Origin of the sequence: Bartonella sp. CL70QHWL (genome assembly GCF_042194855.1) — a bacterium.
Lineage (GTDB): Bacteria > Pseudomonadota > Alphaproteobacteria > Rhizobiales > Rhizobiaceae > Bartonella.
This window is the reverse complement of the sequence record NZ_JBHINJ010000007.1, coordinates 37675-51246: the sequence shown is the minus strand read 5'-3', so window position 1 is coordinate 51246 and position 13572 is coordinate 37675. Positions and strand designations below refer to the sequence as shown.

The following is a 13572-nucleotide window of genomic DNA, read 5'->3' as shown; positions in this document are numbered from 1 at the left end:
GCGTTATCATGTTGTTGGGAACAGTTTTTACAGAATGCGTTGAAGATGAAAGTCTTTCTTCAATAGAAATAACAGGAATAAGTGCGGATTCTCGACAAGTTTTGCCAGGCTATGTTTTTGTTGCTGTTCAAGGAAAAAAAAGTGATGGAAGACACTATATAGATGATGCGATAAAGCGTGGTGCACGAGCAATCGTTACAGATTGTCATGCTGTTCTTGAGGATTTATCTGTTCCCATTTTACGTGTTTCTAATGTTCGTCATAGTTTAGCGTTGGCAGCTGCACGTTTTTACGGTTCTCAGCCTGAAACGGTCGTTGCTGTGACTGGTACAAGTGGTAAAACATCTGTTGTCTCTTTTCTTCGGCAAATTTGGACTTATGTTGGATTTTGTGCTGCGAGTATAGGAACGGTTGGTGTTGTTTCTCCTAAACGGAATGTTTATGGTTCTCTCACAACACCTGATCCGGTCGTCTTGCACCGTCTTCTTTATGAAATTTCTCATGAAGGTGTGACACATGCAGCTCTTGAAGCTTCTTCGCATGGGCTTGATCAAGGGCGACTTGATGGAGTCCGTTTAACGGCTGGTGCCTTCACCAATTTAGGGCGAGATCACATGGATTATCACACGGGGGTAGAGGATTATTTGCGGGCTAAAATGAGGTTATTTGATACACTTTTGCCTGTATCTGCTCCTGCTTTGATTTTTGCTGATGATGTCTATTCACAAAAGGTTATTGATGTTGTCACACAAGCGCGTCGCCGTGTTTTGACAATTGGTCGTAAGGGGCAATTTATCACGATTAATCGTGTTGAACATCAACGCTCAAAACAGTGTATTGAGTGTCGTGTGGAAAACAATATTTATACATTTGTTTTGCCTTTAGCTGGAGATTTTCAGGTAGCCAATGCGCTTATGGCAGCGGGGTTAGCAATTGCAACGGGTGCTTCACCTCGTAAGGTTTTTTCTGCGCTTGAAACTTTGCAGGGGGCACCTGGGCGATTAGAGTTTGTGGGAAAGACAGAAAATAATGCGCTTGTTTATATTGATTATGCCCATAAACCAGAAGCTTTGGAGCAGGTTTTGCTTTCTGTTCGTCCCTTTACGCAAGGGCGCTTGATCGTTGTTTTTGGTTGTGGAGGAGATCGTGATCAAGGAAAAAGACCTTTGATGGGAAAAATTGCGGCGGATAAAGCGGACATTGTTATTGTAACGGATGATAATCCTCGCACAGAAATGCCAGAAAAAATACGCAAGGATATTTTACAGGCGGTGCCAACAGCAATAGAGATAGCAGATCGTGGTGAGGCTATTTCTTACGCGGTGGAGCTTTTGAAAGTTGGTGACACATTAATCATTGCTGGAAAAGGTCATGAGGATGGCCAAATTATAGGGCAGACAACTTATCCTTTTTCAGATCGTCTGAAAGCGATAGAAGCTTTAGAGGACCGAAAGAAATGACAGCTTTATGGGATAAGCAAGCACTTGTTGCTGCAATTAATGGTGTTGTAATGGGAAGCATGCCAGAAACTTTTTCTGGGGTTTCCATTGATAGCCGTACTCTTGCGGAAGGGGATGTTTTTTTCTGCATTAAGGGGCATCATCTTGATGGTCATGATTTTGCTGCGCAAGCTTATGAACGAGGTGCAGGCGTTCTTATCGTTGCGGAACACCGTTTGAGGGATATGAAAAAGATATCGGCTCCACTCATTGTTGTTCCTGATGTTTTGCAAGCCTTAGAACAACTTGCACAAGCTGCACGCAAACGTTCAAGAGCTAAGATTATCGCGGTAACAGGATCAGTGGGAAAAACAACGACAAAAGAAGCTTTGAAACAAGCTCTTGCAACTGCTGGGAATGTTCATGCGAATCTCGCTTCTTTAAACAATTGCTGGGGGGTTCCACTCACTTTAGCGCGGATGCCTATGGAGAGTGATTATGGTATCTTTGAAATTGGTATGAATCATAGAGATGAAATTCGCCCTCTGGTCAAACTGGTTTGTCCGCATGTTGCTCTCATTACGCATATTTGTGCAGGACATATGGGTTTTTTCAAAGATCTTGAAGAAATAGCAAAGGCAAAAGCTGAAATTTTTGAAGGATTAGATGAAAAAGGAATTGCCATTTTAAATGCGGATAGTGATTTTTTTTCTTATCTCGTTCAAAAAGCAAAGAAATGCGGTGTAAAGAAGATCTTAAGCTTTGGTGAGACTAAAGATGCTGATTATCAAGCGCGAGGTATACGTCTTCTAACTGATAGTACTTCTATGATTGTGCGTATTGGGGGGCGGGATAGGGAGGTTCAAATTGGTGCTCCAGGACGCCATATTGTGCAAAATAGTTTAGGGGTTATTGCTGCTTGTGATGCTATGGGGGTTGAGTTAGAGCCTGTTTTTCTTTCTTTTCGCCATTTTTCTTCTCAAAAGGGGCGAGGTGTTCGTTATCAATTGTCTTTATCAAATGGGGGTGAATTTTATCTCATTGATGAAAGCTATAATGCAAATCCTGCTTCTATGCGTGCTGCACTTGAGCTTCTTGCTACAGGACCTGTAGGGAAAGAGGGGCGGCGAATTGCTATTTTAGGGGATATGCTAGAATTAGGGGAGTATAGTGAAAAGCTTCATCGTGATTTAATAAAACCAATACGTCTTTCCGGTGCTAATCCGGTTTTTCTATTTGGTGAGGCGATGAAATCTTTAGTCAGTGATTTGTCTACTGGTGTTAAGGTTCATTATGCTGAAAATATTGAGAAAATTTTACCGCTTCTTTTAGCAGAAATTTCTTCTGGGGATCTGCTTATGGTTAAATCATCCAATAGCCTTTGTTCATCAAATATTGTGACTGCATTGCTTGATCGCTATAAAGCGGTTTCTTCATAGTTTTAAGAGGTTTTTTGTACAATGATGCTGTTTTTTTCTTCGTTTAGTGATTGGCTTCCAGGTGTGAATGTATTTCGTTATATTACTTTTCGCACGATAGCGGCTATGCTTACTTCGGGACTTATCGTCTTTTTGTTTGGACCTAGCATCATTGCTTCTCTTAAATTGCGGCAGGGTAAGGGACAACCGATTCGTGCTGATGGTCCTCAAACACATTTTAAAAAGGCTGGAACACCTACAATGGGTGGATTGATGATTTTAACCGGCATTGTGGTATCGGCATTTTTGTGGTGTAATTTATCGAATATTTACTTTTGGGTATCGCTATTGGTTATGCTTTCTTTTGGGGCAATTGGATTTTATGACGATTATCTTAAGGTCACAAAACAAACAGACAAAGGATTTTCTGGGAAAGCACGGTTAAGCTTAGAGTTTTGTGTTGCCGCAATTGCGGCTTTTGTTATTCTGAAAATTGGCTCATCTGGATTCGCTTTGCCTTTTTTAAAAGATTATCTTATCAATTTGGGCTGGTTTTTTATTCCTTTTTCTGCGTTTGTCATTGTCGCGACGGGTAATGCGGTTAATTTAACGGATGGACTCGATGGGCTTGCTATTGTTCCTGTGATGGTTGCAGCTTTATCTTTTGCTCTGATTGCTTATCTTTCTGGTAATATGAATTTTGCTGATTATCTCCAAATCCATTATGTATCGGGTACAGGTGAATTGGCTGTTTTATTGGGAGCTGTTGTTGGGGCAGGGCTTGGTTTTTTATGGTTTAATGCACCACCTGCAGCTATTTTTATGGGAGATACTGGTTCATTGGCTCTTGGAGGACTCTTAGGGACTGTTGCGGTTGCTACGAAACACGAAATTGTTTTGGTTCTTATTGGTGGGCTTTTTGTTGTGGAAGCTTTTTCGGTCGTTATTCAGGTTGGTTATTTCAAATTAACAAGAAAACGCGTGTTTCTTATGGCACCGATACATCACCATTTTGAGAAAAAAGGCTGGACTGAAAGCCAAGTCGTGATACGCTTTTGGATTATTTCGATTGTTCTCGCTCTCATAGGTCTTTCAACACTTAAATTGCGGTGAGAATGTGATTTCTGTTACGTGTTATAAAGGTCAAAAAGTTGCTCTGTTTGGATTGGGACAGTCTGGACTAGCAACGGCACAAGCATTGATGTGTGGTGGTGCAGAAGTGGTGGCGTGGGATGATAGTCCTTCAAGCGTGCAAATGGCTTTTCGGCACAATATTCCAACACGAGATCTCCGTTATGAAGATTGGTCAGAATTTGTTGCATTGATTGTAGCTCCTGGAGTTCCTTTAAGTTATCCTCAACCCCATTGGGTTGTTGAAAAAGCACGAAAAAAAAATATAGAAATTATCGGTGATATTGAATTATTTGTTCGGGCGCGCCATCAATTTTTACAGCATTATGGTTTTTGTGACAAAGACGTTCCTTTCATTGCGATTACGGGGACGAATGGGAAGTCAACCACAACATCTTTACTTGCGCATTTGTTGGAAAAAATGGGCTATGATGTGCAGATGGGGGGCAATATTGGAAAGGCAATATTGACGCTTAAGCCCTTTGTTAAAAAACGTATCTATGTGATTGAATGTTCATCATTTCAAATTGATCTTACTCCCTCTCTTCAGCCGACTATTGGACTTTTATTAAATCTCACACCTGATCATATTGATCGACATGGAAGTTTTGCCTGTTATGTGCAAACCAAAAGGCATCTGATTGCTCAGGCTTCTCAGGCTTTTATTTCAGTTGATGATGCAGCTTGCCGAGTTTTATATCAACAGTTACTTCATGAGGGGAAGCAAATTGAGGCAATTTCCAAGGATCATTTTGTTGAAAATGGTTTTTATGCAGATGGGACCAAGCTCTTTTCTGTTCGTCAAGGACAGCGTCATATGCTTGCAGATCTTGCTCCTATGGCGGTGTTACGTGGGAGTCATAATGCGCAAAATGCCCTTATGGCATTAGCAACGTTGCAGGCTTTAAAAATAACCGATCCTTCTATGAACAAGCATTTAGCAGGTTATAAAGGGTTGGATCATCGTATGCAGCAGGTGCGTAAAATGGGGGCGGTTTTGTTTATCAATGACAGCAAGGCGACTAATGCAGATGCAACAGCTCCTGCGCTTTCCACCTTTAATGATATTTTTTGGATTGTTGGGGGACAGGCAAAAAAGGGAGGTATAGAGTCTCTTAGAGAATTTTTTCCTAAAATTCGTAAAGCCTATTTGATTGGGAGCGCGGCGGAAGAATTTGCTCGCACTATTGGATCTTCTTTTCCCTTTTCTATGAGCTTAACTTTGAAAAATGCGGTGCGTGAAGCAGCTGTTGACGCAATAGGCTGTAAGGCAAAAGAGGTGACGGTTCTTTTGTCACCTGCTTGTGCAAGTTATGACCAATTTAAAAATTATGAAATGCGAGGCGAAGCATTTGTCTCTTTTGTGATGCAGTTACAATAAAAAAAGCATCAGTTATAAAAAAATATTTTTGCGTTAAGACTCCAGAATCTTTTTTTGTGTAATTTAGTTTTTAAAGTGTTTGTTAAATAGGCTGGGGAACCATCTCACTTTGAGATAATTTATAAAATGGATAAGGTGGATACCATGGTTACGCGTGCAGATAGAGATCCAATTGCTAATTGGTGGTGGACGATTGATCGCTCTATCTTTGCAGCTTGTTTAATTTTAATGGGAATTGGCATTATGCTGTCTTTTGCTGCCAGCCCTATTATTGCAAAAAAAATCGGAATTGCTGATAGTTTTTATTTTGTTCGGTGGCATATCATTTTTAGCATTTCAGCATTTTTTACGATGGTTACCATTTCCTTTTTTTCGCTTTCTAATATTCGTCGTTTATGTGCTCTTTTGCTCATTGTAACGCTTGCTCTTATGGTTGCAACCTTATTTTGGGGTCCAGAATTAAAGGGAGCACGGAGGTGGATTCTACTATTTGGTTTTTCTGTACAGGCTTCAGAGTTTATGAAGCCAGCTTTTGTGGTTATGTCCGCTTGGCTTTTTTCAGAACAGATACGCAGGAGGGGAATTCTGGGTTATACGTTAGCGATTCTACTTTATGCCATTTGTTGTGTGCTTCTGGTTTTACAGCCTGATATTGGACAAACAGTTTTAATAAGTGCAACATGGGGGGGGCTGTTTTTTATTGCGGGTGTACCGCTTACCATTATTTTTCTCTTTCTCATTTTAGGCGTTGTAGGAATTATTTTAGCTTATCTTTTTCTGCATCATGTGCGCGAGCGTATCAATGGTTTTTTGACAGGTGAAGGAGATACTTTTCAAGTGGATGTAGGACGTGAGGCTATTTTGAATGGTGGTTGGTTTGGGCAAGGTCCTGGGGAGGGAACAGTAAAACGTATCATTCCTGATAGCCATACAGATTTTGTATTTTCCGTTGCTGCTGAAGAATATGGTATCATTCTTTGTTTATTAATTATGATTCTGTTTGGCTTTATCGTTATGCGTTCATTGTATATAGCCATGAATACACGTGATTCCTTTATACGTCTTGGTATTACTGGCATAGCAATGATGATTGGCTTTCAATCAGCTATTAATATGGCCGTTAATCTTCACTTAATTCCTCCAAAAGGCATGACATTGCCTTTTATTTCTTATGGTGGTTCTTCGATGGTGGCGATTGCGTTTTCAATGGGCATTTTGCTCAGTTTAACACGTCGTTGGCCAGAAGCACGCCTTTCAGCTTTTTCTTCTTCTGTCTTGGATACTCCTTCATGAATGATAAAAAAGTTATTGTTTTGGTGGCTGGTGGTACAGGTGGACATCTTTTTCCTGCTGAAGCTCTTTCTGTTGAATTAAGGCAGCGTGGATATGATGTTCATTTAATAACAGATGAAAGAGCACGACCTTTTGTTCGGTGCTTTGATGAAGAGCATACTCATATCGTTTCATCGGCAACATTTATAAGACGCCATCCTTTTGCTCTGATAAAGACATTTTGGTCTTTGCTAAGGGGCATGAGGCAATCGATGGCGCTGTTTTATAAATTACGTCCTGTTCTTGTTGGAGGATTTGGGGGGTATCCGAGCTTTCCTCCTCTTTTTATTGCGGCCTTAACGAGGCGTGTAACATTTATTCATGAACAAAATGCTGTTATGGGGCGTGCTAATCGGGTGTTGGCAATTTTTGTGCGTGCAATCGCTGGTGGTTTGTTGTCGCCAAATGGTGCTTATGCTTATAAAATACTTTTGACGGGGAATCCTGTCCGTGAGGCTGTATTGAAGGCGGCCAAAATTCCTTATCATCCCTCAACTGGTGAAGAGCCATTTCATTTTTTGATTTTTGGAGGTAGCCAAGGGGCTTCTGCTTTTTCACATATTGTTCCAGAAGCTATTGCTTTATTTGATGATAAGAACCGTAAACGTTTACGAATTGTACAGCAAGTCCGCGGTGAAGCAGGAGGGTTGATCAAAATCTACCGTGATATGGGCGTACAAGCAGAGGTTGCTCCTTTTTTTGATGATATGGCTGAACGTATGGCACATGCTCATTTTATTTTGTCGCGCGCTGGGGCTTCGTCCGTTTGTGAGATAGCGGTGATTGGTAGACCTGCTTTGCTTGTTCCCTATCCCCATGCTTTAGATCATGATCAGGCTGCCAATGCAGCTCTGCTTGCTCGTGTAGGTGGTGCGCAAATTGTATCAGAAAAAGATTTGAATGCACAAAAGCTTTTTTCTCTTTTAATGCACGCTTGTTGTGCACCCCATTTATTAGAAAAACAAGCGCTTGCTGCAAAAAAAGTTGGGCAACCTCATGCAACCCGTTGCCTTGCTGATATGGCTGAATCCTTAATTGCAGGGCGATTGTTGTCAGATATAAAAGAGGAGCTTTTAAATGAAAATGCCACTTGATATAGGCGTTATCCATTTTATCGGAATCGGGGGGATCGGTATGAGTGGAATTGCGGAGGTTTTTTATAATCTTGGCTATAAAGTTCAAGGGTCAGATCAAGTTGAAAGTGCAAATGTTGAACGTTTGCGGAAAAAGGGAATTAACGTTCATATAGGTCATTGTGCTGAAAACTTAGGGAATGCAGAGGTTGTTGTTTTTTCTACTGCCGTTAAAAAAACAAATCCTGAGTATATTGCTGCAAAGGAAAGACATTTACCGCTTGTTAGACGTGCAGAAATGCTGGCGGAGCTGATGCGGTTTCGGCGTGCAATTGCGGTGGGTGGTACACATGGTAAAACAACAACCACATCAATGGTTGCAGCCCTTCTTGATGCTGGTCATTTTGATCCAGTGGTGATTAATGGCGGTATTATTAATGCTTATGGTACGAATTCTCGTACAGGAGATGGCGATTGGATGATTGTTGAAGCTGATGAAAGTGATGGTACATTTTTAAAGCTGCCTGCTGATATTGCTGTTATTACTAATATTGACGCTGAGCATTTGGATCATTATGGAAGTTTTGATGCTGTGCGTGAGGCTTTTCGGCAATTCGTAGAAAATGTTCCCTTTTATGGTTTTGCTGTTTTGTGCCTTGATCATCCAGAGGTTCAGTCATTGGCGGGCCGTATTGATGATCGTTGGGTGATCACTTATGGTGCAAATCCACAAGCAGATGTTCGTTTTCTTAATCTTTCGATGGATGGTCAAAAAACGCATTTTGATGTTCTTGTTCGCTCACGCAAAACAGGAAGAAAGATTGAGTTGAAAAATATGCTTTTGCCTATGGCAGGGCAGCATAATGTTGCCAATGCAACGGCGGCGATTGCTATTGCGCATGAACTTGGCATTTCAAATGAAGCTATAAAAAGGGGCTTAGCAGAATTTGGCGGAGTAAAACGGCGTTTTACGCGAACAGGAAGTTGGCGTGGCATTGAAATATTTGATGATTATGGACATCATCCTGTCGAAATAAAGGCTGTTTTGCGTGCTGCACGTGAGAGTGCAAAAGGGCGTGTTATTGCGATTGCACAACCCCATCGGTATTCACGGTTGTATCATTTATTTGATGATTTTGCTGCTTGTTTTAATGATGCAGATACAGTGTTGATTACGCCCGTTTATGCGGCTGGTGAAGAGCCTATTGTAGGATTTGGTTCTCAAGAATTGGTAGAGCATATTAAAATGGCGGGTCATCGTGATGTGCGCTTGATACATGGTTTGGAAGATGTTGTGTCTCTTGTCTCAAAATTTGCTCAGGCAGAGGATTATGTTGTTTTTCTTGGTGCTGGCAATATCACACAATGGGCTTGTGCGTTGCCTCATCAGTTAGCGGTATTGGATGGTCATGATAAATTTTCAGCACATTGATGGTGAGGCGCTATTGGCGCAATTGCAACCATTGTTGGGTGGCGTGAGAGGAAAACTTACACCTAATGTTGAGATGCGTAAGGTAACGTGGTTTCGCACGGGCGGATTGGCAGAGCTTTTTTATCAGCCTGTTGATGAAGAAGATTTGGCTCTCTTTCTTCAAAATTTGCCTGAATTTGTTCCTGTAACAATTGTCGGTATCGGTTCTAATCTTCTGGTGCGTGATGGGGGGGTTCCTGGTGTTGTGATTCGTCTTTCGCCAAAAAGTTTTGGGCAAGTGAAGCAGGTTTCTCCAAAAGGCTTTTTAGTTGGTGCTGGTGCGGCGGATAAACATTTAGCTGCTGCCGCTTTAGAAGCTGAGATTGCAGGTTTTCATTTTTATCATGGTATTCCTGGAGGTCTTGGAGGAGCTCTCAAAATGAACGCTGGTGCGAATGGTGTTGAAACCGCAGCGCGTGTTGTCGAGGTCTATGCGCTGGATCGTAAAGGGCAACGTCATATCTTGAGTGTGAAAGATATGCATTATTCCTATCGCCATTGTGATGTTCCTAAAGATTTTATTTTTACGGCTGCTTTATTGGAAGGAAAACTCGGCAATAAAGATGATATTCGTGCTGCTATGGATGAAGTTGCCCTCCACAGAGAAACAGTGCAACCTATTCGTGAAAAAACAGGGGGGTCAACTTTCAAAAATCCTGGGAATGGATCTGCGTGGCGCGTGATTGATGAAGCAGGGTGTCGTGGTTTACGGATTGGTGGCGCTCAAATGAGTGAAATGCACTGTAATTTTATGATTAATACAGGGCAAGCAACAGGATATGATCTTGAAGCATTGGGAGAAACAGTGCGTGCACGTGTTTTTGCAAATTCAGCCCACCTTTTACAATGGGAAATAGAGCGTATTGGTCAATTTGAGCGTGGTCGAAGTGTTTCTCCTTTTGATCCATTTCATTGATTTATTGTTCACTAAAAAAGTGAAAATAAAAAATTGAGTCATTTCAAAGAGATAATAAAAAATTTCTATTAAGAATCAATAAATTAACAAAGAATCTCTTGCATCAGGCTTTTGAGTCTGATTCATTATGCAAAATGCTAGGTTATTGATTCGCAAGGATAAACTTTGTTTTTCCTGTATATGGTGCTGATGTATTCTATATAGACTACATATAGTATGCGAAAGAGGGTGATTTATTATGAAAGATAAACATATAGCTGTGTTAATGGGAGGTTTTTCTTCTGAGCGGTCTGTAAGTTTATCTTCAGGGGCGGCTTGTGCTGATGTTCTAGAGGTACAGGGGTATCGCGTGAGCCGCGTGGATGTTGATGCTCGTATTGCTTCTGTTCTTGAACAGTTGCAGCCCGATATTGCCTTCAATGCATTGCATGGTCCATTTGGTGAAGATGGCCGGATTCAGGGGATTCTTGAATATTTAAAAATTCCTTATACTCATTCTGGCGTGATGGCATCTGCTTTGGCAATGGATAAGGGACGTGCAAAAATTATCGTTGCAAATGTTGGGGTTTGTGTTGCTCCTTCTCGTATCATGAGCCGCTTTGCTTTGGGCCGAACGCATCCCATGGAGCCTCCTTATGTAATTAAACCTGTGTGTGAAGGATCAAGTTTTGGTGTTGTCATTGTCCAAGGAAATGAAGCTGTACCGCCGCATAATATTGGGGGAGCTGAGTGGGGATATGCCGATGAGGTGATGATTGAAAAATATATTCCTGGTCGTGAATTGACTTGTGCTGTTTTGGGGAATGAAGTGCTGGATGTGTGTGAAATTCTTCCCGATAAACACTTTCCATTCTACGATTATGACTCAAAATATAAAACGGGTGGTTCTCTTCACATTTGTCCTGCACAACTTTCACTAAATATTTACCAAAGTGTGCAAAGAATGTCTTTAGCAGCCCATCAGGCGATAGGGTGTCGAGGTGTTAGCCGTTCTGATTTTCGTTTTGATGAAAAAACGGGAGAGTTGGTTTGGCTTGAAATTAATACGCAACCCGGTATGACATCGACGTCTCTTCTTCCTGATATTGCAAAAGCGAGCGGCCGTACTTACGGCGATATTGTTCAATGGATGGTGGAGGACGCATCATGTATGCGTTGAATGTTAGTAAAACAAATGTTCCGATGGAGGTGCTTTCAGTGCCGGCTTTGCCACGTCTTTATCGTCGTTTTCTTCGGTTTATGTTTGAGTTTGTTTTTGTTAATATTCACATTCCACGCCATTTTGGCTCTTTTGCTGTTGTATGGTTTTTCTTTGTTACGGCTTTTTATGGACTTTCATCAAGTGGTCAGATGACTGTGATCGTAAACACGATCATATTGGATAGTAGTTTTGTGGTCACTCATGTTGATATAAGCGGTAATAAGCGCTTGGCAAAGCAGGATATTTTTAAAATTTTAAAACTTGATGTTGCGCCTTCTATATTCACTTTTGATGTTGAAAGAGCGCGTTCTCTTTTGGAAAAACAGGCTTGGGTGCAATCGGCTAATGTTCAGAAAATTTATCCTAATAAAATGCGCATTTCCATCGTGGAGCGTGAACCCTATGCCATTTGGCAACATGATGGCATAATGGATATTGTTGATCATACAGGTCGTGTCATTGTGCCTTTTAAAGGGGAAATTGTTCGGGATTTACCTCTTGTGGTTGGGCAGGGGGCACAAAATGCTGCTAAAGTGTTTATTCAAGCGCTGTCAGTCTATCCGGAAGTATATGATCGTATTCGTGCTTTTGTGCGGGTAGGTGATCGACGTTGGGATCTTGTTTTGAATAATGGAATGCGCGTTATGTTGCCTGAAAATGGTGCTCTTGAAAGGCTTTCTTCTCTTTTTTCGTCCGGTACAATGCAAGATCTTTTATCTCGCGATATTCTCAGTGTTGATTTACGTCTTGCTGATCGAATTACTGTTTCTTTATCAGATGAAACGTTGGAGCGTTATCATGCTACTGTAGCAGAAGAAGAACGTATTTTAAAAGCGCGAAAGGCAGGAAGCCTATGATGCTACTCAGATCACATCATTTGAAGGGGCGTAAAACACGTTTTTTAACGGTACTTGATGTCGGTTCAAGTAAGATTGTTTGTCTTATTGCTTGTTTGCGTCCTTTGAAGCATGCACACTATTTACATGGTCGTACACATTCTACGGAAATTCTAGGCTTTGGAGTGCAGCGTTCACGTGGTATTAAATCCGGTGTTGTCATGGATATGTTTGCAGCAGAACAATCAATAAGATTGGCTGTTGATGCGGCAGAAAAAATGGCGGGTTTGGTGGTGGATTCAGTGATTGTGAATTTTTCCTCAAGTCGATTACAAAGTGCTTTGATTAATGGAAAGGTCCATTTGAATGGTCGTGAAGTCACCAAGCGTGATATGCGTATGGCCTTTTCAGATGTTTCGCGTAAAGCCTTTGATGCTGAACGTCATGTTATGCACTCAGTTCCAGTTTCTTATGTATTGGATGGAGATAAAGGAATTTTTGATCCTATTGGCATGGCAGGGGAAACATTTGGTGTTGACGTGCATGTGGTAACAGCAGAAACAGCCTCTTTGCGTAATTTAGAAACTTGTATTAATCGTGCACATTTGAGTGTTGAAGCAATGGTTGCTACTCCCTTTGCAAGTGGTCTTGCTGTCTTGATGAATGATGAGGCGCATTTAGGGGCTGCGTGTATTGATTTTGGTGGTGGAACAACAACATTTTCAGTGTTTTTTGAAGGAAAATTTATTCATGCGGATGCTCTTGCTGTTGGGGGGCATCATGTCACTCTTGATGTTGCGCGCGGATTTTCTATGTCTTTAACAGAGGCGGAACGTTTAAAAGTTGTTTATGGTTCAGCACTTTTAACAAGTGCTGATGAGCGGCAAATGATTAATGTAGCAGAAATTGGGAGTGAACAGCGTGAAACTCAATATCCTCGCGCGGTTCTTGGGCGTATCATTCGTGCGCGTGTTGAAGAAATTTTAGAAATGGTCCGTGATTGTTTAAATCGTTCTGGTTTTGGTCACATCATTGGTAAACGTGTTATTTTGACGGGGGGAGCAAGCCAGTTAACAGGATTGCCAGAAATGGCACGTACTATATTAGGAAGAAATGTTCGTATCGGGCGGCCTTTAGGTATTTCGAGGCTTCCTTCTCTTGCAAAAGGGGCGGCGTTTACATCTGCTGTTGGGTTGTTAATTTATCCGCAATTGGTGGGTTTTGAAGAAAAAACAATGCAGGCGGCAGGAAATCATTTATCGATGGGCACGCGTGGGTATTTTCAGCGTGTTGGTGAGTGGTTGCGTGAGAGTTTTTAGTTAAGTCTAGTTGGATAAATTTCATCGCTTTGGCTTGCGGTGTCTTATGAGAAGG

At 41.5% G+C, this 13572-nt stretch carries 11 protein-coding genes; all 11 read left to right on the top strand.

All coding sequences use genetic code 11. The features are described from left to right. The first annotated feature begins 8 nt into the window (after positions 1 to 8). The 11 genes from ACFIJZ_RS04665 (at position 9) to ftsA (ending at position 13517) form a co-directional block, all read left to right on the top strand. Positions 9 to 1460 carry a UDP-N-acetylmuramoyl-L-alanyl-D-glutamate--2,6-diaminopimelate ligase gene (locus tag ACFIJZ_RS04665; protein ID WP_375631181.1) on the top strand — a complete coding sequence of 484 codons (1452 nt, stop codon included), beginning with the start codon at positions 9 to 11 and terminating at the stop codon, positions 1458 to 1460. Beyond that, positions 1457 to 2878: a UDP-N-acetylmuramoyl-tripeptide--D-alanyl-D-alanine ligase gene (murF, locus tag ACFIJZ_RS04660; RefSeq protein ID WP_375631180.1), complete on the top strand. Its 1422-nt coding sequence runs from the start codon at positions 1457 to 1459 to the stop codon at positions 2876 to 2878. Before ACFIJZ_RS04665 ends, murF begins: the two co-directional genes overlap by 4 nt. A gap of 21 nt (positions 2879 to 2899) precedes the next feature. Beyond that, positions 2900 to 3970, top strand: coding sequence for a phospho-N-acetylmuramoyl-pentapeptide-transferase (mraY, locus tag ACFIJZ_RS04655; protein ID WP_273790783.1), 1071 nt, complete (start codon positions 2900 to 2902; stop codon positions 3968 to 3970). Between the two features lie 4 nt (positions 3971 to 3974). Continuing rightward, positions 3975 to 5369, top strand: a complete 1395-nt coding sequence (murD, locus tag ACFIJZ_RS04650; RefSeq protein ID WP_375631179.1) for a UDP-N-acetylmuramoyl-L-alanine--D-glutamate ligase — start codon at positions 3975 to 3977, stop codon at positions 5367 to 5369. Between the two features lie 144 nt (positions 5370 to 5513). Beyond that, on the top strand, positions 5514 to 6662 hold the full coding sequence (locus ACFIJZ_RS04645) for an FtsW/RodA/SpoVE family cell cycle protein (RefSeq protein WP_375631178.1): 1149 nt from the start codon (positions 5514 to 5516) through the stop codon (positions 6660 to 6662). Then, the gene (locus ACFIJZ_RS04640; protein WP_375631177.1) at positions 6659 to 7795 is read left to right on the top strand and encodes a UDP-N-acetylglucosamine--N-acetylmuramyl-(pentapeptide) pyrophosphoryl-undecaprenol N-acetylglucosamine transferase; all 1137 of its coding nucleotides are present in this window, start codon (positions 6659 to 6661) and stop codon (positions 7793 to 7795) included. Before ACFIJZ_RS04645 ends, ACFIJZ_RS04640 begins: the two co-directional genes overlap by 4 nt. Further along, positions 7779 to 9206, top strand: coding sequence for a UDP-N-acetylmuramate--L-alanine ligase (gene murC / locus ACFIJZ_RS04635; RefSeq protein WP_273790779.1), 1428 nt, complete (start codon positions 7779 to 7781; stop codon positions 9204 to 9206). Before ACFIJZ_RS04640 ends, murC begins: the two co-directional genes overlap by 17 nt. Further along, entirely contained in the window at positions 9184 to 10161 is a 978-nt protein-coding gene (gene murB, locus ACFIJZ_RS04630) for a UDP-N-acetylmuramate dehydrogenase (RefSeq protein WP_273790778.1), read from the top strand. Before murC ends, murB begins: the two co-directional genes overlap by 23 nt. Before the next feature lie 238 nt (positions 10162 to 10399). Beyond that, positions 10400 to 11320 carry a D-alanine--D-alanine ligase gene (locus ACFIJZ_RS04625; protein ID WP_375631176.1) on the top strand — a complete coding sequence of 307 codons (921 nt, stop codon included), beginning with the start codon at positions 10400 to 10402 and terminating at the stop codon, positions 11318 to 11320. Next, entirely contained in the window at positions 11308 to 12219 is a 912-nt protein-coding gene (locus ACFIJZ_RS04620) for a cell division protein FtsQ/DivIB (protein ID WP_375631205.1), read from the top strand. Before ACFIJZ_RS04625 ends, ACFIJZ_RS04620 begins: the two co-directional genes overlap by 13 nt. Then, on the top strand, positions 12216 to 13517 hold the full coding sequence (ftsA, locus tag ACFIJZ_RS04615) for a cell division protein FtsA (RefSeq protein WP_273790775.1): 1302 nt from the start codon (positions 12216 to 12218) through the stop codon (positions 13515 to 13517). The genes ACFIJZ_RS04620 and ftsA overlap by 4 nt, the downstream gene beginning before the upstream one ends. Positions 13518 to 13572 lie beyond the last annotated feature (55 nt).